Here is a 22031-nt window from a genome sequence, read left to right as displayed (position 1 = left end):
CCCGGCACGATGGACTACGACGAAGTCGTCACTACGCGACGGTCCGTGCACGACTACGCAGACGAGACGGTCGACCGCGAGACGGTCGAGGCGATCTTCGAGGAGGTGCGCTACGCGCCCTCGGGGTACAACCTCCAGCCGTGGGAGTTCCTCGTGCTGACCGACGACGAGGACCGCGAGCGCCTGCAGGAGGTCGCAGGCGGGCAGGAGCACGTCACCGACGCCTCCGCCGCGGTGGTCGTTCTCGGCAACGAGGACCCGACGGCCCACGTCGACCGCGTGCTCGACGACTGGGTGGAGAAGGACTACCTGCCGGACGAGGACGCGAAGGAGGCCGTCCGCGAGAACGTCGAGGGGATGGCCGACATGGCCGAGGACGAGCGCCGCGTCTGGACCACGCGCTCGACCTCGCTGGCGGCGATGGCGCTGATGAACGCCGCGTGGAGCCACGGGGTCGCCTCCTGTCCGATGGAGGGGTTCGACGCCGAGGCGCTGGTCGAGGAGTTCGACATCGGCGAGGGGTACGAGCCGGTGATGCTCGTCACGCTCGGCTACCCCGCCGACGACGCCGACGACGTGGAGAACGCCCGGAAGTTCCGCCGTCCGGTCGACGAAATCGTCCACTTCGGGGAGTTCGACCCGGTAGCAGACGGCGAGGGGGAGCAGGCGGCGACGACGCCGGCGACGGGGGACGACTGAGCGCCACGAGCAGCGGCGGTTTATCGCCGCTCCTCTCGCTGACGCGGAGGTGTGGACGACTAGCCTGAAGCGACAGCAGTCGGGGTACGGCACGTCGTGCTCCGACACGCCGTCGCGGAAGTGCGACTGAGCGCCACGACGGCCAGCCACAAGCGCTGGCCGACTCGCTGCCGCGATATTTTTGCTCTCGGCCGACGACTATCCCGAGTGTCTACGTTTCGCGGTCTCGTCTTCGGCGTCGTCGTCGCCCTCCTCGTCGAGTCCGCCCTGTTTCTCGCCCTCGGGTACCTCACCCCCGTCGGCGGCCTCCTCGGGAGCGCCGTGGCCGGCCGCTGGGCCGACGGGTCGGTGCGGCGCGGCGCCGCGGTCGGCCTCGCCGTCGCCGTCGCGTGGGGGGTCCCCCTGGTCGTCGCCGCGGCGTACCTCGCGCTCGCGACCGGCGAGCCCACCCTGTGGCTCTTCTCGGGTGTCGTTCGCACGGTCGACCCGGCCCTCGCGGTGGCTATCGTCGTTCTCGGACTGACCCTCCCGAACGCGCTCGTCGGCGCCGGCGGGGCGTTCGCGCGTCGCGACTGGGAGACTGGCCTTACTGTCCAGTAACTCCGAATAGTCACTCAGACGTGCGCGAACTTACAAGTGCGTTCAGTGCCGAGCGATGGCCAATGAGCGCTCCACGCGACCCGGCCCCCCGGACGGACGACGAACAGGAGCGGCCCGACCCCGAGGAGTTCCCGTCGGCCTCGCTCGAGTTCGCGTTCAACCCGCGAGCGGGCGACTTCCCCGCCCCGGTGGAGTTCGCGCCGGACGAGCTCGTCGTGTACGAGTCGCAGGCGGCGGCGACCGGCGGTGCGTGGCTGTCGGCCGAGCGCGGCACGTACGCCGGCCTCGACGAGATGCGCTGACGGCGGTATGGCGTTATGGCGTTGGAAGGCCTGCCCGCGTCACCAGCTTCATAGCCTCGTCGTGCCGACTGTGAGCCATGACAGTCGCACGCACCGTCGAACTGCAGGGGCATATCATCGACTCGGGGATGATGCAGCGCTGTTTCGGCGTCGTCATGGACATGGGCGGCGCCTTCGAGGTCGAGGAGTTCGACGTCGGCCGCCACAAGGACGAGGAGACGTACTGCCGGATGACCGTCAGCGCCGACGCGGAGGAGGACCTCGTCGGTATCCTCCACGAACTCCACCAGAACGGCGCGACGCTCGCGGACCCCCGCGACGCGACGCTGAAGCCGGCGCCCGCCGACCAAGTCGTCCCCGACGCCTTCTACTCGACGACGAACCACCCGACGGAGGTGCGCGTCGACGGCGAGTGGGTGTCGGTCGACCGAATCGAGATGGACTGCGCCGTCGTCGTAGACCCCGGGGAGGGTGACGAACCGACCACGGCCCGGACGAAGGTGCTCAACGCCATCGACGAGGGCGACCTCGTCGTCGTGGGGGAGACGGGCATCCGCGTCAAGCCCCCCGAGCGCCCCCGCGACGCCTCCGGCCCCTTCGGGTTCATGCAGGGCGGCGTCTCCTCCGAGCGCCCCTCCGAGTCGCTCATCCGGCAGGTCGCGGAGGCACTCGCGGAGACCAAAGAACGCGGCGGGAAAGTGCTCGTGGTGGCGGGTCCGGCGGTCATCCACTCCGGCGCGGGCGACGCCCTCGCCCGCCTCGTCCGCGAGGGGTACGTCGACATGCTCTCTGCGGGCAACGGCTTCGCCACCCACGACATCGAGCGCAACCTGTACGGCACCTCGCTGGGGATGGACATGGAGACGATGGAGCACCCTCGAAAGGGCCACAAACACCACATCTACACCATCAGCGAGGTGATTCGGGCGGGCGGCATCGCCGAGGCCGTCGACGAGGGTCTCATCACCGAGGGCGTGATGTACGAGTGCATCGAGAGCGGCGTCGACTACGTGCTCGCGGGCTCCATCCGTGACGACGGGCCGCTGCCGGACACCATCACCGACGCCGTCGAGGCGCAGAACGCCATCCGCGAGCAGGCCCACGAGGCCGACCTCGTGGTGATGCTCTCGACGCTGCTGCACTCGGTCGCGGTCGGCAACTGCCTCCCCTCCACCACGCGGGTCGTCTGTGTGGACATCAACCCCGCCACCGTCACCCAACTGCTGGACCGCGGGAGTTCGCAGGCCATCGGGATGGTCACCGACGTGGGGACGTTCGTGCCGAGTCTGGCGGACCAGGTGCTCGGCTCGGAGGCGTGCGGGGGCGCGGAGGAGCGCTCGGAGGCCGGGGAGTAGGTCCGTTTATCCCGACGCCGGACGGTGTCGGCCCATGGAACCGGCCCTCCGCCGCCGACTCGACGCACTCATCCTCCTCTGTTCGGCCCTGCTCGGGACCGTCTTGGCGTACACCCTCCTGAGCAGTCGCGCCGGGCCGGGCTTTCTCGTCCTCGCGCTCCTGCCGAGCGCGGTCGTCGCGACCGCCGTCTTCTGGTTCGTCAACCAGTCGCCGGCCCCGCTCACCGGCTCTCAGGACTGAGCCGTCGGTCCCTCTCAGACCTCCTCGCGTGGCACCACCCGCATCGGTACGTTCGCGTTCAGGAGGATGTCCTGTGCGACGCTCCCGAAGACGACCTTCGCGGTCGGGTTGCGCTTGCGGACGCCCACGACGAGCTCGTCGGCGTCGACCTCCTCGACGTACTGGAGCACGTCCTCGGCCGGGTCGTTTCCGCGCACGAGCTGCTCGGTTTCGACGGTCGCGACCCCGCCGAGCCGGGCCCGGACCGCGTTCAGCGCGTCTTCCCCGTCGCGCACGTCGTCGGCGCCGGTCTCGTCACCGCCGCGCTGGGAGTTGACGGCGTAGACGACGTCGTCGGACGCCAGTCGTGATTCGAGGTAGTCACAGAGCGTCGCGCTGGTGTGGACGGAATTGGTCGCGAGCACGAACGTCGACATATAGGCTCTCGCGAGTCGAGACGGCATAAATCGTGGCGTTAGACTCTACGAGCGGTCGCCGGCCGTCGGGCCGTGGACGACAGCTACTTTCGCGGAGGACCGGGAGCCGGCGCCCGGATACGCCGGCTACAACGCGACGAATTTCGGGGTCCGGGGGTTCTCGGAGGCGCTTCGGACGGAGATCGGCGAGAGGGTCCGGGTCACCCTCGTCTCGCCCGGGCTGGTGGAGACCGACCTCCCCGACGAGCACGGGCCGCTCGGCGACCGGCTGGACGAGATTACCCCGCTGTGCTCCGGCGACGTTGCCTCGGCCGTCCGCTACGCCGTCGAACGACCGCCGCGAGTCGCGGTGAACGAACTGGTGATCCGTCCGGCCGAACGGGAGCGCTGAGAGGTGCGGGCCGACCGGCGCCTCGAAGTCGCTCAGAACAGCAGCAGCGCGCCGCCGACGAGAGCCGAGAGGTAGACCGTCAGCCCGGCAGCGTACGTCAGATACCGCCGCCAGCCGAAGCCGCGTACTCCCAGCACGCCGAGGAAGATGAAACCGACCCAGAGGTTCGACACGCCGGCTCCGTACATCGTAGACACGAGGAGCGCGTCGGCGCCCGCCGCCGTCGTCGTGGCGGCGGGAGCGAGCAGCACCCAGACGGAGCCGGGGTCGGGGACGAGGAGTCCGAGTCCGAGCGCGGCCAGATACGACGCGACGGCCGGGAGCCCCGTCGCGGCGAGCGCGTCGCCGATCGGCGCGTACAGTTCGCTCTCCGAGAGAAGGGCGTACACGCCGCCGTAGAGGAGGAACGGGACGACGAGATGCTCGACCCATCGGGTGGCGTCCGACGCCGCCGCGACGAAGCCGAGCGGGCGAACCTGCGTCGCCATCCCGAGCATCATTAGGGCGAAGAGGACACCGAGCAGGGAGACGTTCGCCCCGAGCAACCACTGCCAGCCGATGGACACCGCGCCGACGGCCACGACGACCGCGGTGAGGAGCCGGGAGCGTTCGAGGCGGTCGGCGGGGACGGTCTCCTCGTCACCCTCCACGTCGGTCTCGGGCGACTCCGTCTCCTCGTCGCCGGTCCGGGCGAGCACGTTGCGGATGGAGTCGCCGAGCAGGGGCTCCACCTCGTCGACGGTGGTGACGCCGGAGCGGCCATCGTCGTCGCTCGCGTCCCGGTCGCCCTCACCAGTCGGCGCGACGAGCGCGAGTCCGGCGGGGAGCGTGACCAACATCGCCCCGAGGACGACCAGGTTGGCGGGGTGGAGGACGAACGCGCCGAGCGGGACGACGCCGACCGAGTCGGCGAGGAAGTTCGTCGTCCCGGACTCGTCGGCCATCAGGAGCGCGGCGGGGCTGGTGAGGCCGACGGTGGCGGTGACGAGCGAGAGGAGCGCGCCGACGAGCACCGCGGGGTAGTGAACCGGGGTGCCCGCGTCGGCGGCGCGTCGGCAGAGTCGCCGGCCGACGAGGACGGCGCCGACGAGACCGAGCGCCCAGTTCACCCAGCCGAGGACGAGCCCGAGGAGGGCGGTCCCGGCGACGGCGCTCCGCGGGCCGGCGGGCATCGTAGCCGCCAGCCGGTCGAGAGCGGCGCCGACGTAGGGGGACTCGACGGCCGTCGCCGATAACACCCACCAGAGGACGAGCGCCATCTGCACGGCGAACAGCCCGTAGAACCCCGTCGCGAGCTGTTCGAGGCCGGTCACGAGCCCAAGTCGGGGAAGCGTCGCCAGCAGCACGGCGAGAGCCAGTAGCGCGGCGAGAGCCAGCGCCGTGGGGTGGTACGAGCCGAACTCGGGGACGAACCGGGTCGGTCCGCCGTCGCCGGCGTAGGGCCCGCTTCGGGTCGCGCCGTCGGTCGTCGACTCCTCGGTCGCCATCAGTACACCACCCCCATGAGGAGCGCCCCGGCACCCATGACGAGGCCGCTGAACACGAACAGCACCGCCGCGTACCCCATCATGTCGCGGATGGAGAGCCCGGCGATGCTGAGCACGGGGATGGCCCAGAACGGCTGAATCATGTTCGTCCACTGATCGCCCATGCCGAACGCGACGATCATGAGATTCTGATTCGCGCCGGGAATCTGCTGTGTGGCGTCGATGAGCACCTGCCCGGTGACGACCCACTGGCCGCCGCCGCTCGGGACGAAGAAGTTCACGATGCCGGCGGCGAGGAAGGTAAAGAGGTACCAGGTCGTGCTGGTCGCCTGCGCGGCGAACGTCGAGGCGATGAGTTCGGCGAGCCCCGACCACGCCATGATACCCATGATGCCGCCGTAGAACTGGAACTGGATCATGATCTGGCTGGCCCCCTCGACGGCCCGTCTGAGCACGTCGACGTAGCTCCGGAGCCGCCAGTGAAAGAGCAGACCGAGTGCGAACAGGAAGGAGATGAACACGTTGAGGTTGAACACCTGCATGAACGGGTTCGTCGCGAGGAGGTAGACGAGGTACGCGCCGATCAGCAGGCCGACGCCCCCGCCGAGGAGGGGGGTGTCGAGGAGCGCGTCCCGGAGCGAACTCGACCGCAGGTCGTCGCTCCGGGACGCAGCGCCCCCGTCGGCCATCATCGTTCCCGCCTCCCGTAGCTTCGACTGCGGGACCGTGACGATGTTCTCCCGCCGGTCGGGCGTCATCATCGGCATGACGAGCACCGTCGTCAGGACGACGGCGGCGACGATGAGCAGGTTGGCGGGGTGGAAGATGGTCTGTGAGACGGGGACCACGCCGATCTCGCCGGCGAAGAGGTGACCCTCGGTCGCGACGAGCAGTGACGAGGCCGCGGAGAGCCCCTGGTGCCACGGGAGCAGCCCCGCGTAGCCGGCGGCCACCAGCAGCGGATAGTGGACGTCGATGTCCTTCCGATCCATCGCGATGCCGATCTCGCGGGCGAGGATGGCGCTCCCGATGAGGACGACACCCCAGTGGAACAGCCCGAGCAGTTGGCCGACGAGTGCCGTGACGAACACCGCCTGAAACTGGGATTCGGGGACGTTGGCGATGCGGCCGAGAACCCGCTTGACCGGCGGGGAGTCCGCGAACACCCACCCCGTGATGAGCGCGAGTGAGGACTGCATCGAGAACGTCAACACGAACCAGAACCCGTCCGACCAGTGGCGTGCCACGTCAGCGGGCCCCTTCGGCGTGAGACCGACCGCGAGCACCATCGTCGCCAACGTCAACAGTAAGGCGAAGATGAACGCGTCCGGGAGGTAACGCTGTACGACTCGACTGGCTACGTCGCCGAGCCGCGTAAAGAACCGGGAGACGACGTTGCTGCTCGCTATCGACGACGACCGACCCATGGAATAGCGGGGTTTATCGACGGCTCGCTTGAAAGCGTGGGGGCCGGTTTCGAGCGGCCCCCCAGCTCCCGGGTCGATCAGGACCGAACGCGGGACGTACACGCTCGACAGAAGCGGTACTCCCCCGCGTTCTCCGCACCGCACCTGGGGCAGGTGGCCGTCGAACCGTCGCCCGGAGCAGAACGGTCGGTTCGGTCGGGGCTGTTCGGTCGGTCGGGTCGGGACCCGGTCGCGGCGGTCGACCGCTTCGCGGCCGGGCTAGACGGTTCCGGGTAGTGATAGAGGAGCACCACCAGTAGCCACGTGGCGAAGAGCGCGGCGCCGAGAAAGAGCGGGCTGTCGACGAACATATCTCCACGTCGGGGACGGGGGGTTAAGCGACCACCGTTCCGACGGCGCCTGGATAGACTCTCACACGCAGGCGACCGAGTCGCCGCTCGGACGAGTCGCTGCCCAATCGTGCCGTTCCGGCCGTGACGGTCCCTGCGAGGGCGGTCGCCCACCCCGGCCGACCCGGCCGCTTAGGTGTCCTCGGCGGCAACGCCCTCCCATGAGCCTCCTCGACAGCGTCCGCACCCTCCTCGGCGGCGCCTCGGCCGACGACGGTCGACGAACCGTCGACCGCGGCGGCGCGTCCGGACCCTCGCCGACCGACTTCCCGCCGGACGACCCGCTCCGGGAGTTCGGCGACCGCTGGGAACCGGTCGAAGGCGGGATGGACAACTTCGTGGTTTTCCCGCCCGCGGAGAGTCCGACCGACTCGATTCGGCGGTGCTCGACGGTCGACGAGACGCGCCGACGACTGGAGTTCTGGTACGGCGAGGACGCGACCGGAGAACCCGGCACGAAAACGCCCTGAACGCCGACTACACCGGCCGCATAACGGTCGCCGACGGGTCACCGGAGTTCGGACGACACCGAGGCGGACGAGTGGCCGGACGCCGACCGGCCGCTCCAGGTCGTCGACGCACAGGCCGTCTCTGCCGTGCGAGTAGGTCGACGGGAGCAGGAGCACCGGTCGCGGTGCGGACGCGACCCCACCTCACACAACTGGCCGACTCCACACGGCCGGGTGACCCCACCTCACACAACTGGCCGACTCCACACAGCCGAGCGTTTACTACCTGCGGGCGCGAGGCGCCGCCATGCACAGCTTCCTGTTCGTCTCTCACGACGGGCTGATCGGCGACATCGCCTGGCGCGTCCAGGAGGAGGGCCACGAGGTCCGGTACTACATCGGGAACGCGGACGAGCGCGAGATAGCGAACGGGTTCGTCCCGAAGGTCGAAGACTGGGAGGCCCACGTGGACTGGGCGGACACGGTCGTGTTCGACGACGTGTTCGGCTTCGGCGAGCACGCGGAGCGTCTCCGTACCGAGGGCCACCACGTCGTCGGCGGCACCGAGTACACCGACCGGCTGGAGGACGACCGGGACTTCGGCCAGTCCGAACTGGCGCGGATGGGGGTGAACGTCCTCCCACACCGCGAGTTCCGCGACTTCGACGAGGCCATCGCGTTCGTGGAGGAGAACCCCGACCCGTACGTCATCAAGCCGAGCGGGCAGGTCCAGAACGTGAAACGGCTGGTGTACGTCGGCGACGAGGCGGACGGCTCCGACGTGATTCGCGTGCTCCGGGCGTATCAGAAATCGTGGGGCGAGAAGATCGAACGCTTCCAACTTCAGAAGCGCGCCGACGGCGTCGAGGTCGCCGTGGGCGGCTTCTTCGACGGGTCGCGGTTCGTCGGCCCGGTGAACCTCAACTTCGAGCACAAGAAGCTGTTCCCGGGGAACGTCGGTCCCTCGACGGGCGAGATGGGGACGAGCATGACGTGGACCGGTCGGAATCGGCTGTTCGACCGAACCCTCGAACGGCTGGAGTCGACGCTCGCCGAGGAGGGGTACGTCGGCTACATCGACCTCAACTGCATCGTCAACGCGGCCGGGGTCTACCCGCTCGAGTTCACGCCGCGCTTCGGCTACCCCACCATCTTCCTGATGGAGGAGGGGATGAAGACCCCCATCGGCGACTTCTTCCACGGGCTCGCGCGGGGCGACGCCCCGCCGCTCGACGTGCACACCGGGTTCCAAATCGCGGTGCGGGTCTGTCTCCCCCCGTTCCCCTACACCGACCCGGGGACGTTCGCGGAGTTCGCCCAGGACGCCGCCATCGGCTTCGAGAGCCGCCCGGCCCGGGAGTGGACCGACCGCGACCGGCTGGCGAACGCCCCCGAGGGCGTCCACGTCGAGGACGTGAAGTGCGAGGACGACCAGTGGCGCGTCGCCGGCACCTCCGGCGTGGTGCTCGTCGTCACCGGGAAGGGGACGACGATGCAGGGCGCCCGCCGACAGGCCTACCGTCGCGTCGACGACGTAATCCTGCCCAACATGTACTACCGCGACGACATCGGCGAGCGGTGGGTGAACGGCGAGGGGGACAAACTCCACGCGTGGGGATATCTCGGGGGAGCGTGACCCGGCTGCGGACGGTCGAAAGAGGGAGCGCGTGGGGGACTACGCCGCGGTCGACTGTCGCGGCTTCTCCGCGACCGCCTCCAGAATCGAAATCTCGGGCACCCCGCGGACCCCGGCCTCGGCCATCCGCTCGTGCCACTCCTCGGAGCCCGTGAACGCCCTGATCGCGTCGGGGTCGTCGAACTCGAGGAGTACGACGACCTCGGTCGAGTCGTCGAGCGACCGGAACGTCCGGTAGCTCCGCTGGCCCTGCTCGGTACGGAAGGTGTCGTTGCGGTCGAAGTACGCCTGCCACTCGTCGAAGTCGGCAACCGTGAACTGGGTGAGGAGATACGCCATCGTATTCACCGGTCCTTCTAGAAGGTAGGTCAGCGGATATCCTCGTCGCCAGTCACTCCGCCGACGGCGGGCCGTTCAGTTGTCGCCGACCGTAGCCGCCGTCCGCGGTCGGGTGTTCGCCCTGCTCCCGTCGGTGACCCCGAGCACCGACTCGTCGGCGTCAGCGACGCGAGGGAGCGTACGGAGACCTGGGTGGAGCACGAAGAAGGACGCGTAGAACAGCGAAGCGAGGCCGAGCGACCCGACGACGGCGGCCGGGCCGACGACGGTCGCGAGCCAGCCGCCGACCAGCGCGCCGACGGGCATCATCGCCGAACTGGCCGCGTTGCGGACGGACATCACCCGCCCGAGCACCGCGTCGTCGACGGCCGACTGGAGCATCGAGGAGCCGACGACGCCAGTCGCTCCCGACGGGACGAAGAACGCGAAGAACAGCGCGACGGTGGGGAGGAGGCCCGGGAGGAGTACCGCCGCGGTGATACAGCCGGCGGAGACGACGCTGGCGGCCACCTGGAGGCGTCCGTAGGGGAGGTCCTCGACGTACGAGGCCCCGAGCGCGCCGGCGAGGCTACCGGCCCCGAGCGCGGCCGTCAGGAGGCCGTAGGCGGTCGGGCCGCCGAGGGTGTCGGCGAACGCCGGAAGGGCGGCGACGGCCATCCCGAACGCGCCGTTGACGACCGCCGACCCCAGCACCATCGGGAGGACCAGCGACCCCCGGACGTAGCCGAACCCCTCCCGGAGGTCGCCGAGGTAGGAGCCATCGTCGGCGTCGTCGCCACCGTAGTCATCGCTGTCGGTGGTGTCTGCGCTGTCTGCGGTGTCCGCGGTGTCACCGGCTCCGTCCTCCTCGACTTCGGATTCGGGGACGACCACCTCGACGAACAGCACCAGCGCGAGCGCGAACGTGACGGCGTCGACGAGGTAGAGCGTCACGGCGCCGACGAGGACGATGAGCGCCCCGGCGGCGGCGTTGAACGCCATGTCGACGCCCTGGTACGCGAAGGAGAACAGGGAGTTCGCCCGGACGAGTTGGTCGTCGTCGACGATACTGGGCAGCGCCGCGTGCTGTGCCGGGTAGACGAACTGATTGAGGAGCGCGAGCAGGGGCATCAGGCCGAGCACGAGCCACACCGAGAGGTGCCCCGTCGCGGCGGCCGCCGGGACGAGCAGGACGCCGACCAGTTGGACGGCCTGCGTGCCGAGGAGAACCGAGCGAAGGGACCACCGGTCGGCGAGCGGGCCGAGGAACACCTGCAGCACCTGCGTGCTGAACGTGAGAAAGCCGGCGACTCCGGTGTACAGCGCGGAGCCGGTGAGGTCGTAGACGAGCCACATCGCGGCGACGGAGTAGAGGCTGTCGCCGGCGTTGGTGACGACCCGCCCGAGGAGCAGTCGGACGAACGTCCCGTTCGAGCGTAACGAAGCCATGCACGAGTGTCCAGGGGAGCGCCCGCCTTAACTGTCCGCAGAATTACATTTCTATCGGCGAGGTGGCAGAAACGCGTTTCTATCCGCGTGCTGTCAGTTCCGGCTCCCTCGCCGCTCCGCGACCACCTCACCGTCGCGGTCCAGCGTCAGGACGAGCGTCTCGCCGTCGAGTTCGACCGGAACTTCGACGCGGAGCGGGTGCTCGCTCGCGACCCGCCCGCCCGCCACGCTCAGCTACGGGAGTTCCCACCGTGGCGTCTCGCGGAGGTCGACCCCGTGTTCCCAGTGGAAGGCGACGACGGCCGGGTGGTCCGTGACCGCAGCGGCGACCGAGGAGTGCCAGCCGTAGCCACACCGGGCGCAACGGTCGCGTACGGTCACCTCTGCGCCCGCCTCGCCGGTGAGCCAGTCGGGGGCGTCGTCGTCGGTCGAGACGAGAAACCGGCGCTCGAAGGGGCCGTCACACACCTCACAGAAGCCGTGTTCGGCGACCGCGCTCCCGCGTTTGAGCCAGCGGTCGACGAGTTCGGGGACCGCCTCGTGGGGGCGGCCCTCCAGCGCTCCCGGCGGGATTTCGGGGTTCGTGAAGTCGAACGGGCAGTCGTCACAGCCGACGCGAACGCCGTGGTCGCGGAACTGCGCCCGCATCGCCGCGCCGCAGTTGGGGCAGTCGGCGTCGACGGGGACGGGGTCGGCGTCGCCATCGAGTCCCTTGGTCGTCCCCCCGGACAGGACCGCGCCGACCATCCGTCGGCCGGGCATGGTGAGTTCGTACCCCTCGACCGTGTCGGGTGCAGCGGTCAACGAGGCTCGCGTGCCGCTCTCGGCCGCCCCGTCGACCTTCCGGACGTACCGGCCGACGAGCTTTCCGAGATGGTAGTTGAACCCGCCGGGGTCGTCGGCGCCGACGCGCTCGCGCAACTCGGAGAACGCGAGCGGGCCGTCGGCGGCGCTGAGGGTTTCGAGGGTCCGCAGGCGCGTCTCGTGGCCGAGCAGCGAGAACGCCTCTTCGGGCGAGAGGCGGGAGACGACGGTGTCACCCCGCTCGTCCGTCGAGTCGTCGCCGCGGGTCCCCTCCCGGTCGCCGCTGTGGCCGGCGTGTTCGGACTCCGCGTCGCGGTCGGCGCCGGGGTCGCTCATACGGTCGTCTATCGACCCGAAGACATGAACGCGGCGGTCCGGGCGTGCGGGTCGACGGTCGTTACCGGGGTCGCTGACGCGTCTCCACCCAGTCGACGAACTCGCCGAGGTCGACGTCGCAGGCGACGACGGGCTTGAACCCGCCGAGCGACACCGACTCCTCCTCGGGGACCGGGTCGCCGTCGCGGTCGAGGGGTCGCAGGGCCTCCTGGACTGCGGGCGAGAGGCGGAACATCCGCCGTTCGAGGCGGTCGGTCAGCTTCACCGCCCGGTCGAGCAGGCCGCCGGGCGCCCGCCCGTCGACGATTACGACCGGCTTTACCGGCGCGTCGGTGTCGGGGTCCTGGTAGTAGAGCGCGCCACGGGCCTCGAACCGTTTCGTGTGGGCGTTGTGCGGGTGCCGCCGCAGGAGGTCGCGCTTCTCCGCGACGGGGAGGTCGGGGTCGACGACGGTGACGGCGGCGACGGCGAAGTAGCCGACGAGGTAGCGGTGTTTCTTCCCGCCGTCCTCCGGTCGGAGGCCCGTGTAGAACGCGACGGCGTCGCCCGGGTCGAGCGCGGCGAGGGTCTGGACGTACGGGGAGGGTCGTCGCCGGTGCTCGCCGTAGGTGAGGTGTTCGAAGTTCGGGTCGTGGTGGAGCGGGTGGGTGGCGACGACCTCCGGACGCCCGCCGTCGTAGTCCCCTCTCGACTGGAGCCAGTCGACCCGGTCGGCGAGGGTGCCGTCGCCGTGTCGAAGCGGGGTCGTGCCGTAACTCCTCGACTCGGTAGTGTCGCACTTCTCGGGAATCGGGACGTACTCGAAGCGTCCGTCGGGGTCGACAGTCGGGTCGGGGGCGACGTTGCCGGCGTCGCCGCCGACGCCACAGAGAACGACGGTCATCGGTTCGTCCGGACCTCGCCCGCGGGGCGCTTGCGCGTTGCGGTCGGTCGGTGGGAGCGTTCGGCCGTCAGAAGTAGCGCTGGAGCGCCCAGAAGACGGCGACCGCGACCGCGAGGGCGACGACGCCGAAGACGGCGAGGCCGACAAGGTGCCCGAGGAACTCGACTTGGAGAGCCGTCGCGGTCATCGGTCGTCCCGACTGCTCCGGCTCTGGACGCTCTGCATCGGCTCGTACTCGGCGTGTGCGGCGTCCTCCTTTCTGGCGGCGTAGCCCGCGACGAGGCTGAGGAGGAAGGAGAGAACCGAGAGGACCCCGAGCAGGAGCGGAACGCGTAGCCCCCACAGGTCGCCCGTGGCGCCGTAGTAGGCGGCGCCCGGCAGGAGCACGACGATGGCCGCGATGGCGACCTGGACCGCGAGTTCGGACGCCCGCGCGCTGACGGCGTGTGGTTCGAACGACATCGTTCGACTGTGGAATGTGCGGATGAAAAACATACCGCCGGAGTCGAACGACCTCGAAGCGGGAGTCGAGAGGGAGGTGAGACGGCTCAGGCGATGGCGACCCACGAAAGCAGGACGACCGCTCCCCCGACGGCCGTACTGGCGACGGCGTGGACGCGCAGACGGTCCAGGATGTGGTGGGCCTCGCCGTCGACCGAGAGCGCGTCGTGGACCTCGCTGCCGATCTCACAGCGCGGGAGGAAGTCCATGGCGACGTGGAGGAAGACGCCGGTCGCGAAGCCGAAGACGACGCCGCGGACGGCCGGTGCGGCCGGGAGCGCGACGAGGCTCGCGGCGATGGCGGTGAGACCGACGCCGGCGGCGGGGAGCAGGAGGACGGACCAGTCGCGGCCGTCGCGGACGAGCCGACCCGCGGCGGCGTAGCCGGCCGGGCCCTTGTGGGAGACGATGGAGAGGCCGAGCAGGAGGCTCACGTTCATGTTGCCGTAGACGACGCCGATGATGGCGCCCGCCGAGAGCGCGTGGGCGGTGAGCTCGGCGACCGTGCGGTCCATCGGGAGGTCCATGTGCGCGAGGCGGTGGCCGACGGTGTGGGCCCCGTAGCCGATGAGGAGTCCGGAGGCGACGCCGACGCCGCCCCACTGGGCCTGGTGGTTGATGGCCGTCGGGAGGAGGAAGACGGCCGCGCTCGTCACCATCGCACCGGCGGCGAGCCCGTTGCCCCACACGAGCGTACCGGCCGAGCGGTCGCCGGTCCGGGCGCCCAGCGCGCCGGCGACCGTCATGGCTCCGAAGGCCACCCACGCGACGACGAGGAGCTTCCCGGCGTTGTCGATGTCGGCGTACATCGCGAGCGTCGACAGTACGAGCAGACAGCCTGCGCCGACGAGACCGAGCACTGAGGGTCGTCGCATTCGATTGTGAATTCCTACTTCGGAGTTAATAACGCTCACGTTGTTAATCTGCTCGGTTTCGTTAATAAAGTTGGTGGTCGGAGAGAGTCGGAGGAGTTCGGAAGTCGGGGGGAGCCGGAGGACGTCGGGGGAAGTCGAGTTCGCCCTCACGCGGTGAAGCGTGAACACTACCACCATCCCGAGCGACGACCACCCATGTCGCTCGAATCCGAGAGTCGTGCCCGCGTCGACGGCCTCGTCGAGTCGCTCCGGGCCGACTACGGCGACGCGCCGGTCTACGACGAGGAGATGACGGTGTCGCCGGGCCGCTTTCGGGACATGGCCCGGGTCGTCGCCGACGGCGTCCTCGACGGCGGGGCCGCGTACGTCCGCGACGACGAGGGCCGACTGCTCCTCCAGCGCGCGACCGGAAGCGGGACGTGGTCCGTACCGGGCGGTGGACTAGAGGGAGGCGAGACGCTCGTCGAGTCGGCCGTACGGGAGGTCAGAGAGGAGACCGGCGTCGACTGCGAGGTGACGGGACTGCGCTTCTGCCGACGGGTTCGACTCGTCGCCGACGGCGAGGGGTCGGCGACGGACGACGCGTTGTACCGACTCGGCGCGTTCTTCGAGGGGCGATACGTCGGCGGCACGGTCGGGACCGACGACCCGGAGGTCGCCGACGTTCGGTGGGTCGAGTCGCTTCCTGACGACGTCGACCCGGCCGTCGCGCGGTACGCGGACCTGGATTGAGATGGCGCCGAACGGGATTGAAGTAGCGCCGGACGGACAGGACGGGAGCCCGCGCTCAGCTGTTCGCCGCCTCGATTCGGTCGATGATTCCCTCGGCCTCGGCGCGGGCGGCCGCGACGTGTTCGTCGGCGCCGGAGTCGCCCGTCTCGTCGACGTTCGAGAGTAGTTCCCGGACGTGGCCGACGCGCTCGGCGACGACCGACTCGTCGACGTCCTCCCCCGCGGCCAGCGCCGCAACGTCCCCGGCGACCGCCTCGGCCTCGCCTATCCAGCGGTTTGCGGTCGCGTCGATGGGCTGTTCCTCGGTCGCTTCGAGATGAGCGTGCAGGTCGGCGGTGCGGTCTGCCAGGGTCGGCGTCTCGTCGGTGGACATGGTCGAAGACGAGGCCCCAGCCGCATGAAGCCGGTGGCCCGGGGCGTCGCCTCACGTGCCGACCGGAGGTCCCCGAGACGGCAGTCCGGCTCACGCCCGGAAATCTCGAAGCTCTTACCCGCGGCGCCCTCCGACGACGGGGCATGGACGACGACACGCGCGTCGAGTGGCGCGAGTGGGGCGCCGAGGCGTTCGCCGAGGCCGACCGGACGGGTAAGCCGGTGTTGCTCTCTCTCTCCGCGACGTGGTGTGGGGACTGCCACGAGATGGACGTGGAGACGTACGCCGAGCCGCGAATCGCCGCCAACGTCAACGACGGGTTCGTCCCCGTTCGGGTCGACGTGGACCGGCATCCCCGGGTACGCGAACGATACAACATGGGCGGGTTCCCCTCGACGGTGTTCACCACGCCCTCCGGAAAGCTCCTGACCGGGGCGACGTACCTCGGGCCCGGCGGGATGCGACAGGTGCTCGACCGCGTGCGCGAGACGTGGGACGCGAAGGGCGAGTCCGGCGGTCGGGTCCCGCGGGCGCTCGCCGGCGAGCCGACTCCCAGAGGGCCGGTCGACGACCGCATCGAGGCCCACGTCGCGGGCCAGTTGGGCGACAAGTACGACGGGGAGTTCGCCGGCTGGGGGAGCGACGCGAAGTTCCCGCTCCCCCGGACGGTCGAGTTCGCGCTCAAGCGCGAGCGCGAGCAGGCCCTGCGGACCCTCGACGCGATTACGCGCAACCTCTCCGACGGGGTGGCGGGCGGGTTCTTCCGGTACGCCGGCGCGCGCAACTGGGGCGACGTGAACCACGAGAAACTGCTGGACTCGAACGCGGCGCTCCTGCGGGCGTTCGCGAACGCCTACCTCTACACGGGCGACGAGAGCTACCGCGACACCGCCGACGCCGCCGTCGACTTCCTGACCGACGGGCTCTGGACCGGCGTCGCCTTCGGCGGGAGCGTCGGTCCGGCGGGCGGGCGCTCGTACTACGAACTCGACGCCGAGGAGCGCGAGTCGGCGACCGGGCCGCGCCGCGACCTGACCGCCTACGCCGGCGCCAACGCGCTCGCCGTCGACGCCCTCCTGACGTACCACGCCTACACCGACGACGAGCGCACCCGGGAGTACGCAGAGCGGACGATGGCGTACCTCGAAGACGAACTGCTCGTCGACCCCGAGAGCCTCGCCGACGACGAACGGTTCGCGGACGGCGCCGTCGACGCCGACGCACCCGGTCTCGCCGTCGTCCACTACCGGGAGAGCGACGAGGTGGGCGAAGCCGGCCTGTTGGCCGACCAGGCCCGCGTCGCCGCCGCGTTCGCCCGCGCGGAGACGGTGCTCGGAGAGGGGTTGGACGTGGCTCGCGACGCCGCCGACTACGCGCTCGCGACGCTGTTCGACGACGAGGAGGGGAGCTTCCGCGACGGCCCGGCGGCCGGACCGGGGCTCCTCGACCGCCCGCTCCGCCCGCTCGACGACACCGTCGAGATGGCCGACGCGTTGCTCGACCTGGCGGTCCTCGCCGACGACCCCCGATACCGGGAGGTCGCGCGCGAGGCGGTGGGCGCGTTCGCCGGCGCGTGGGACCGAATCGGCGTGCAGGTCGCCGGCTACGGTGCCGTCGCCGGCCGGCTCTGTCGCGACCCGCTCGTCGTCGCCCTCGATGCGCCCGTCGGCTCCGACCTCCACCGGGCGGCCCTCCGCGTCGCCGACCACGAGAAGGTCGTCGTCCCGAACGCCACCGCCCAACTAGAGGGACGTGTCGGCCCCGAGGAGACGACCGGCGACGCCGCGTACCTGCTCGTCGGCGACGACGCACACCGCGCGGAGACGCCCGACGACCTGATGGCGCTGGTCGCCGAGCACGCGTCGGGGTGAGGCCGACCTCGGCCGGTCGGCGACTGAGCGGCACAGCGACGCACTGGCACCCCCGGCGTGGTGGGCACTTGCCCGGCGAAAACGAGCGACACGGACACCGGAGTGTAAACGCTCGATGGGTTTTTGAAGGGGGAGACGAAGGGTACTCCATGGCCGACCTCCGCGACCTCGGGCTCTCCGAGTACGAGGAACGAGCGTACCGGTCCCTCCTCCGAACGGGACCGACAACGGCGAAGGAGTTGTCCCGGGCGAGCGACGTGCCGATGGGCCGCATCTACGACGTCCTCAACAGTCTGGAGCAGTACAACCTCGTGCGGAGTCAGGCGGCGAGCCGCCCGAAGAAGTACGTCGCCGTCGAGCCCGACGCGGCGCTCGACCGGCTCCTCGCCGACAAGAAGCGCGAACTCGACGAGAAGGCGGAGCAGTACGAGGAAATCGTCGAGGAGCTCTCCGACGAACTGGAGGCCGCCGAGCCCATCGAGGGGCAGTTCTGGACTGCCGCGGTCGGACTGGAGGAGTCGTTGGACCTCCTGCTCGAACGTCTCGCCGCCGCCGACCAGTACATCGTCATGGTGGCCGGCCACTCCTCTATCCAGTTCGACCTCGGGGAGGTCGGCGACCGCATCGCCGAGCAGCTCGAGAGCGCCCTCGACAGGGGTGTCGAGGTGTCGCTGCTGATGACGCCCGAGCACGTCGAGTCGCTCCCGCCGAGCGTCGGCGAGCGGTACGTCGAGCGCCTCGCGCCCCACCCGTCGTTCGAGGTGCGGACGTGTTCGAGCGTCCCGGGGACGTTCAACCTCATCGACGACGTGGAGGTGTGTATCGAGGTGCCGAACCCGCTCGACCCCGACGAGGCGTTCGCCATGATAGACCTCAAGGACCCCGAGTTCGCCACGGAGGTCGCCGGGGCGTTCGAGCCGCGGTGGCTCGACGCGGAGCCGCTCGACCTCGACCCGGCGAGTTTCGACCCGACGAGTTTCGAGGACTGACGGGTCGAGCCGCCTCGATGTCCGTCGGCGGTCGAGGTCGAACGTCGAGCCTCGACCGGGGACGGTCCGACGAAAAGGCCTATGACCGGCCGACGAGAACCCGCACGCATGAAGCCGCGCTACCTGATAGCGCTCCTGCTGTTGATCCCGCTCGCGGACTCGCTGGCGCTGGTGGCGCTCGCGGGGTTCGTCCTCGACCCGCTGGTCGTGGTCGCGCTCGTCGTCCTGACGGGACTGATTGGGATGCTACTGGTCCGGGCGGAGGGGCGTCACACGATGCGAAAGCTGGAGCGGAAGCTGTCGAGCGGACAGCTCCCGACCGACCAGCTCATCGACGGCGGGATGCTCATCGCCGCCGGGGCGTTCCTACTCACGCCCGGCGTCGTCACCGACCTCATCGGGTTCCTGTTCGCCGTCCCGGTGACCCGCTACCCCATCCGCGAGGTGGTGAAACGCTACGTGGCGAAGCCGTACCTCGACAGGAAGATGGACGGGTTCGTCTCCGGCGGAACGTGGACGGGCGGGTTCCCGAAACAGGAGACGTACGACGTCGACCCCAACTCGTACCGGTTCGACCGGGACGAGGAGTCGGAGTCTAACTGAACGACCGACGCGGACGGCGACGCCTTCGCCGCTCGATGTCTCCGAGTTACCGTCTCGACGCCTCCGCGACGGCGTCGGGTGCGTAGACGACACCCGCCCCGAGGTCGGCGCTACTCTTGCCTTTGCTGTACCGGGCCGTGTTCTGGACGATGCTCTGGACCTGCTTCGCGTTCAGGTCGGGGTTCACTTCGCGGACGAGCGCCACCAACCCGGCGACCTGCGGCGCGGCCATCGAGGTGCCGGCGTAGTAGGCGTACTGCTTCCCGTCGTTGAGGTCCGCGGGGACCGTCGAGAGGACGAGGTTCGTCGGGTACGGCCACTCGGTGTCGCTCGCGAGGGTCTTCTCGAGGGTGCCGTAGCCGCCGCCGGGGGCGCCCACGTCGATGTCGCTCGTGCCGTAGTTCGAGTAGAACGCGAGTTCGTTGCTCGGTCCCGTCGCGGAGACGCTCACCGACCCGGGGACGCTGTTCGGCAGCGTGTAGTACCCCTCGTGCTGCAGGTCGGCGTCGGCGTTGCCGGCGCTCGTCGTGACGACCGTCCCGCGCTGGACGGCCGACTGGACCACGCGCTGGTAGGCGACGTGTTCGCCGCTCGCGTGTGCCGAGCCCTTCAGCACTCCACCACCGAGGCTCATGTTCGCGGCGTCGACCTCCTGCTCCGCCGCGTAGTCGATGGCGCTCAGGATGTCGAAGTCGGTCGTCCACAGCGTCGTGACGGTGACCTCCTCCTGTTCGCCGTCGTCGTCCGTGTCCAGTGGGTACCCCTCGTACTCCTTCCAGTAGAAGACGCGCATCGGTACTGCGGACGCGTCGGGAGCCATCCCGGCGATGCCGGTCGTCCCGTCGTGGACGCCGGTCGCGATGCCTGCACAGTGGGTACCGTGAGAGTCCACGTCGTCGCCAGCGGGCTGTGACCGCGTGGCCGGCGACCCGAGGTAGGTGTAGGCCGCGACCTCCTCGCCGTTCGGCGGGAGTCGAGCCTCGACGGTCGTGTCGCCGTCGACGGTGGGCGACCCGTCCGGGGCGCTCGCGCCGTCGGCGCGAAAGAGCTTTCCGCGGCTCATCTCGGCGGCGACATCGGGGTGGTCTGGAGCGATACCCGTGTCGATGATGGCGACGGAGCGCTCGGCCCCCGTCGCGGTGTCGTGGGCTTCGAACGCGCCGGTCGTCTCGGCGTGCTTGTCCCACTGGTCCTCGGCGAGCGTATCGTTCCACGAGTCCTCCGTGGACTGATGGGCCGGCCCGACGGCCTGGTACCCCACGTTCGGCTCGACGGACCGGACGCCGGAGACGTCGCGGACCGCCTCGCCGGACGGCGCCTCGACCAGCGCGACCGTGTCGTCGGCGACGGTCGCTCGAACGGTGACCCCCGCCTTCTCCAGACGCGTTCGTACCTGCCCGGTGGCGGTCACGACGTACTGCTCCGCGTCGCTCTCCGGGTCGGCGGCGCTCGTCACGCCCATCCCGGCCAGTGCGATGCCACCTGCCGCTGCGGTTCCGAGGAACGTTCGCCTGTCGAGGTCTGTCATTGCCTCCGTCATTGAATGGTGTGGACTCAAGTATTTGTTTGAAGAGTATTACTACTATCGTTGAACTTGATACATACTCTCCGAGTAAATCCGAGAGTTGTCGCGCGCGTCTCCTCTCCCGGCGGTCGCGGTCCGTCGCGGCTCGCCCCGCGTTTCGGCTATCCACACGCAACGCACGCGCAACGCGGCCGAAATCGAACCACGTAAGGGGAATGCCGAACGGAAACGCTTAAACAGAATCCGGCGGAAGTGGTGAATGCGCTCACCTGGGCCAATAGCTCAGTCAGGTTGAGCGCTCGGCTGATAACCGGGAGGTCCGCGGTTCAAATCCGCGTTGGCCCACATCGAAGTAATTCCCACCCTCGGTGGGAATTTAGGGGCCGGGACAACTCCCCAGCCACCTAACTCGGTTCTACAACTCCGGAGCGGCTGCTACAGGGGTTATTTGACGCTCGATAAATCGCGTCGGACACGTCCCGTCGAGCAGACATCTTCTCGCGCTCTGAACGCATATCATAGTGTTTCCCCAGTACAGACGGCGTGACGTTCATCGGCTCACACGCACCCTGTTCGGCCACTCGCTCGGAAAGCGCGACACCACCTGACGAAGTGCGACAGCCGGTACTCGTGTGCGTGGATCGTCGCATCGCTCAGGGCCTCCTCCCGTCGCGTCTGGAGGTACTCCGCAACCGCCGTTTCGGGGTCGATGCTTCTCGCGACCTGCTCTTCGTGGCGTGTAGCCATTCGTCGCCTCCACCCTTGGAGGTGACGAGAGATTCTCCTCGACGTACCCTCGTGCCCCACGCCAACAGAACCGAGTCAATCACGACGAATGCGAAGTACCCTACAATCGGTGACAGCGGTCGAACAGCGAGTAGAGTCGGTTTCGTCGGACAAGCGGCCCTATTTCGATAATTACAATCGGTCATATCCTCCGGTAGAGACCAGTAATGGGCAGGCGGAACGGAACTAGGATAGGATGTGATACAGGTGGAATCACAGAGAGACGGGTGCGAGGTGCTCGATTTGGGACTATCCGAGCGTGAACCATAACTCGTGGCCCGGTCCCATAGCACCACAGATCTTCACAATCGGTTCCCGTCTGGCGATTTGCGTGGGTCGTCACCGCCGCCTCGAAACACACCTGCTACTCGAAACGCCCGAATTCGAGCGCCTGAACCACTTTGTGTGGTCTTCTCTGTCGATTCCCCTCCGTGGTCACGTTCCGTCCCAGATGCGTTTCGATACAGGCTGAACAGGTCTCCACCGGACGATTCGACCGATTGTGACCTCCGATTCGACGACGCTGATCGGACGAGAGCGTCTCTCGACGGAGTCCGACACGGAGAGTCGAGTGTGGAAATGCCTCGGAGCGTC

General features: G+C 69.2%; 25 protein-coding genes and 1 tRNA gene. 13 read left to right on the top strand and 13 right to left on the bottom strand.

Translation table 11 applies throughout. The features are described from left to right. Window positions 1–9 precede the first annotated feature (9 nt). The 5 genes from N5095_RS09310 to N5095_RS09290 all read left to right on the top strand — a co-directional run bounded on the left by N5095_RS09310 (window position 10) and on the right by N5095_RS09290 (window position 3197). The gene (locus N5095_RS09310) at window positions 10–699 is read left to right on the top strand and encodes a nitroreductase family protein (RefSeq protein ID WP_267622496.1); all 690 of its coding nucleotides are present in this window, start codon (window positions 10–12) and stop codon (window positions 697–699) included. Between the two features lie 207 nt (window positions 700–906). Then, on the top strand, window positions 907–1299 hold the full coding sequence (locus N5095_RS09305; protein WP_267622495.1) for a hypothetical protein: 393 nt from the start codon (window positions 907–909) through the stop codon (window positions 1297–1299). 62 nt (window positions 1300–1361) lie between these two features. Then, window positions 1362–1601 (top strand): hypothetical protein, encoded by a 240-nt coding sequence (locus N5095_RS09300; protein ID WP_267622494.1) that lies wholly within the window; start codon window positions 1362–1364, stop codon window positions 1599–1601. Window positions 1602–1678: 77 nt separating this feature from the next. Further along, a complete protein-coding gene (locus tag N5095_RS09295) occupies window positions 1679–2956 on the top strand; it encodes an ornithine cyclodeaminase, nickel-pincer nucleotide-dependent (RefSeq protein WP_267622493.1) in 1278 nt (425 codons plus the stop codon). Between the two features lie 34 nt (window positions 2957–2990). Continuing rightward, window positions 2991–3197, top strand: a complete 207-nt coding sequence (locus N5095_RS09290; RefSeq protein WP_267622492.1) for a hypothetical protein — start codon at window positions 2991–2993, stop codon at window positions 3195–3197. 14 nt (window positions 3198–3211) lie between these two features. On the opposite strand, the gene N5095_RS09285 is transcribed toward N5095_RS09290, so the two are convergent. Continuing rightward, complete coding sequence (locus N5095_RS09285) at window positions 3212–3613, bottom strand: universal stress protein (RefSeq protein ID WP_267622491.1); 402 nt, start codon at window positions 3611–3613, stop codon at window positions 3212–3214. A 25-nt stretch (window positions 3614–3638) separates the two neighbouring features. On the opposite strand from N5095_RS09285, the gene N5095_RS09280 reads away from it, so the two are divergent. After that, window positions 3639–4004: an SDR family NAD(P)-dependent oxidoreductase gene (locus N5095_RS09280; RefSeq protein ID WP_267623026.1), complete on the top strand. Its 366-nt coding sequence runs from the start codon at window positions 3639–3641 to the stop codon at window positions 4002–4004. Window positions 4005–4036: 32 nt separating this feature from the next. On the opposite strand, the gene N5095_RS09275 is transcribed toward N5095_RS09280, so the two are convergent. From N5095_RS09275 to N5095_RS22550, 3 genes are all read right to left on the bottom strand, one after another. Continuing rightward, window positions 4037–5491: a TIGR00366 family protein gene (locus N5095_RS09275; protein ID WP_267622490.1), complete on the bottom strand. Its 1455-nt coding sequence runs from the start codon at window positions 5489–5491 to the stop codon at window positions 4037–4039. Continuing rightward, window positions 5491–6918, bottom strand: a complete 1428-nt coding sequence (locus N5095_RS09270) for a short-chain fatty acid transporter (protein ID WP_267622489.1) — start codon at window positions 6916–6918, stop codon at window positions 5491–5493. The genes N5095_RS09275 and N5095_RS09270 overlap by 1 nt, the downstream gene beginning before the upstream one ends. Window positions 6919–6995: 77 nt before the next feature. Then, entirely contained in the window at window positions 6996–7268 is a 273-nt protein-coding gene (locus N5095_RS22550) for a zinc ribbon domain-containing protein (RefSeq protein WP_425499037.1), read from the bottom strand. A 200-nt stretch (window positions 7269–7468) separates the two neighbouring features. Here N5095_RS22550 and N5095_RS09265 point away from each other — a divergent pair, with 200 nt between their 5' ends. Both N5095_RS09265 and N5095_RS09260 read left to right on the top strand, forming a co-directional pair. Then, window positions 7469–7777: a hypothetical protein gene (locus N5095_RS09265; RefSeq protein WP_267622488.1), complete on the top strand. Its 309-nt coding sequence runs from the start codon at window positions 7469–7471 to the stop codon at window positions 7775–7777. Window positions 7778–8063: 286 nt separating this feature from the next. After that, a complete protein-coding gene (locus N5095_RS09260; protein WP_267622487.1) occupies window positions 8064–9392 on the top strand; it encodes a phosphoribosylglycinamide synthetase C domain-containing protein in 1329 nt (442 codons plus the stop codon). 39 nt (window positions 9393–9431) lie between these two features. On the opposite strand, the gene N5095_RS09255 is transcribed toward N5095_RS09260, so the two are convergent. The 7 genes from N5095_RS09255 to N5095_RS09225 form a co-directional block, all read right to left on the bottom strand. After that, complete coding sequence (locus N5095_RS09255; RefSeq protein WP_267622486.1) at window positions 9432–9731, bottom strand: antibiotic biosynthesis monooxygenase; 300 nt, start codon at window positions 9729–9731, stop codon at window positions 9432–9434. A gap of 75 nt (window positions 9732–9806) precedes the next feature. Next, window positions 9807–11159, bottom strand: coding sequence for an MFS transporter (locus N5095_RS09250; protein WP_267622485.1), 1353 nt, complete (start codon window positions 11157–11159; stop codon window positions 9807–9809). A 93-nt stretch (window positions 11160–11252) separates the two neighbouring features. Then, a complete protein-coding gene (locus N5095_RS09245; protein WP_267622484.1) occupies window positions 11253–11387 on the bottom strand; it encodes a hypothetical protein in 135 nt (44 codons plus the stop codon). A gap of 6 nt (window positions 11388–11393) precedes the next feature. Next, window positions 11394–12299 (bottom strand): winged helix-turn-helix domain-containing protein, encoded by a 906-nt coding sequence (locus tag N5095_RS09240; RefSeq protein WP_267622483.1) that lies wholly within the window; start codon window positions 12297–12299, stop codon window positions 11394–11396. Window positions 12300–12360: 61 nt separating this feature from the next. Further along, the gene (locus N5095_RS09235; protein ID WP_267622482.1) at window positions 12361–13182 is read right to left on the bottom strand and encodes an Nmad3 family putative nucleotide modification protein; all 822 of its coding nucleotides are present in this window, start codon (window positions 13180–13182) and stop codon (window positions 12361–12363) included. A gap of 183 nt (window positions 13183–13365) precedes the next feature. After that, the gene (locus N5095_RS09230) at window positions 13366–13644 is read right to left on the bottom strand and encodes a hypothetical protein (RefSeq protein ID WP_267622481.1); all 279 of its coding nucleotides are present in this window, start codon (window positions 13642–13644) and stop codon (window positions 13366–13368) included. Window positions 13645–13730: 86 nt separating this feature from the next. Further along, entirely contained in the window at window positions 13731–14558 is an 828-nt protein-coding gene (locus N5095_RS09225) for a ZIP family metal transporter (protein WP_267622480.1), read from the bottom strand. A 195-nt stretch (window positions 14559–14753) separates the two neighbouring features. Here N5095_RS09225 and N5095_RS09220 point away from each other — a divergent pair, with 195 nt between their 5' ends. Then, on the top strand, window positions 14754–15290 hold the full coding sequence (locus tag N5095_RS09220; RefSeq protein WP_267622479.1) for an NUDIX domain-containing protein: 537 nt from the start codon (window positions 14754–14756) through the stop codon (window positions 15288–15290). 55 nt (window positions 15291–15345) lie between these two features. Here N5095_RS09220 and N5095_RS09215 read toward each other — a convergent pair whose 3' ends face one another. After that, window positions 15346–15663: a DUF8152 family protein gene (locus N5095_RS09215; RefSeq protein ID WP_267622478.1), complete on the bottom strand. Its 318-nt coding sequence runs from the start codon at window positions 15661–15663 to the stop codon at window positions 15346–15348. Between the two features lie 143 nt (window positions 15664–15806). On the opposite strand from N5095_RS09215, the gene N5095_RS09210 reads away from it, so the two are divergent. The 3 genes from N5095_RS09210 (at window position 15807) to N5095_RS09200 (ending at window position 19126) form a co-directional block, all read left to right on the top strand. Beyond that, entirely contained in the window at window positions 15807–17534 is a 1728-nt protein-coding gene (locus N5095_RS09210) for a DUF255 domain-containing protein (RefSeq protein WP_267622477.1), read from the top strand. Between the two features lie 149 nt (window positions 17535–17683). Then, window positions 17684–18523, top strand: a complete 840-nt coding sequence (locus N5095_RS09205) for a TrmB family transcriptional regulator (protein ID WP_267622476.1) — start codon at window positions 17684–17686, stop codon at window positions 18521–18523. Between the two features lie 108 nt (window positions 18524–18631). Continuing rightward, window positions 18632–19126, top strand: coding sequence for an FxsA family protein (locus N5095_RS09200; RefSeq protein ID WP_267622475.1), 495 nt, complete (start codon window positions 18632–18634; stop codon window positions 19124–19126). Window positions 19127–19172: 46 nt separating this feature from the next. Here the strand turns inward: N5095_RS09200 and N5095_RS09195 are convergent, their stop codons facing one another. Next, window positions 19173–20654, bottom strand: coding sequence for a S8 family peptidase (locus N5095_RS09195; protein WP_267622474.1), 1482 nt, complete (start codon window positions 20652–20654; stop codon window positions 19173–19175). Window positions 20655–20922: 268 nt separating this feature from the next. Between N5095_RS09195 and N5095_RS09190 the strand changes: the two genes are divergently transcribed. Continuing rightward, window positions 20923–20996, top strand: a tRNA-Ile gene (locus N5095_RS09190). The last annotated feature ends 1035 nt before the right edge of the window (window positions 20997–22031 follow it).

The sequence above is a fragment of the Halobium salinum genome (assembly GCF_026586625.1).
In the GTDB taxonomy this organism is placed as follows: domain Archaea; phylum Halobacteriota; class Halobacteria; order Halobacteriales; family Haloferacaceae; genus Halobium; species Halobium salinum.
Note: the sequence above shows the minus strand (reverse complement) of the source record. Positions and strands in the feature narration are given on the sequence as shown.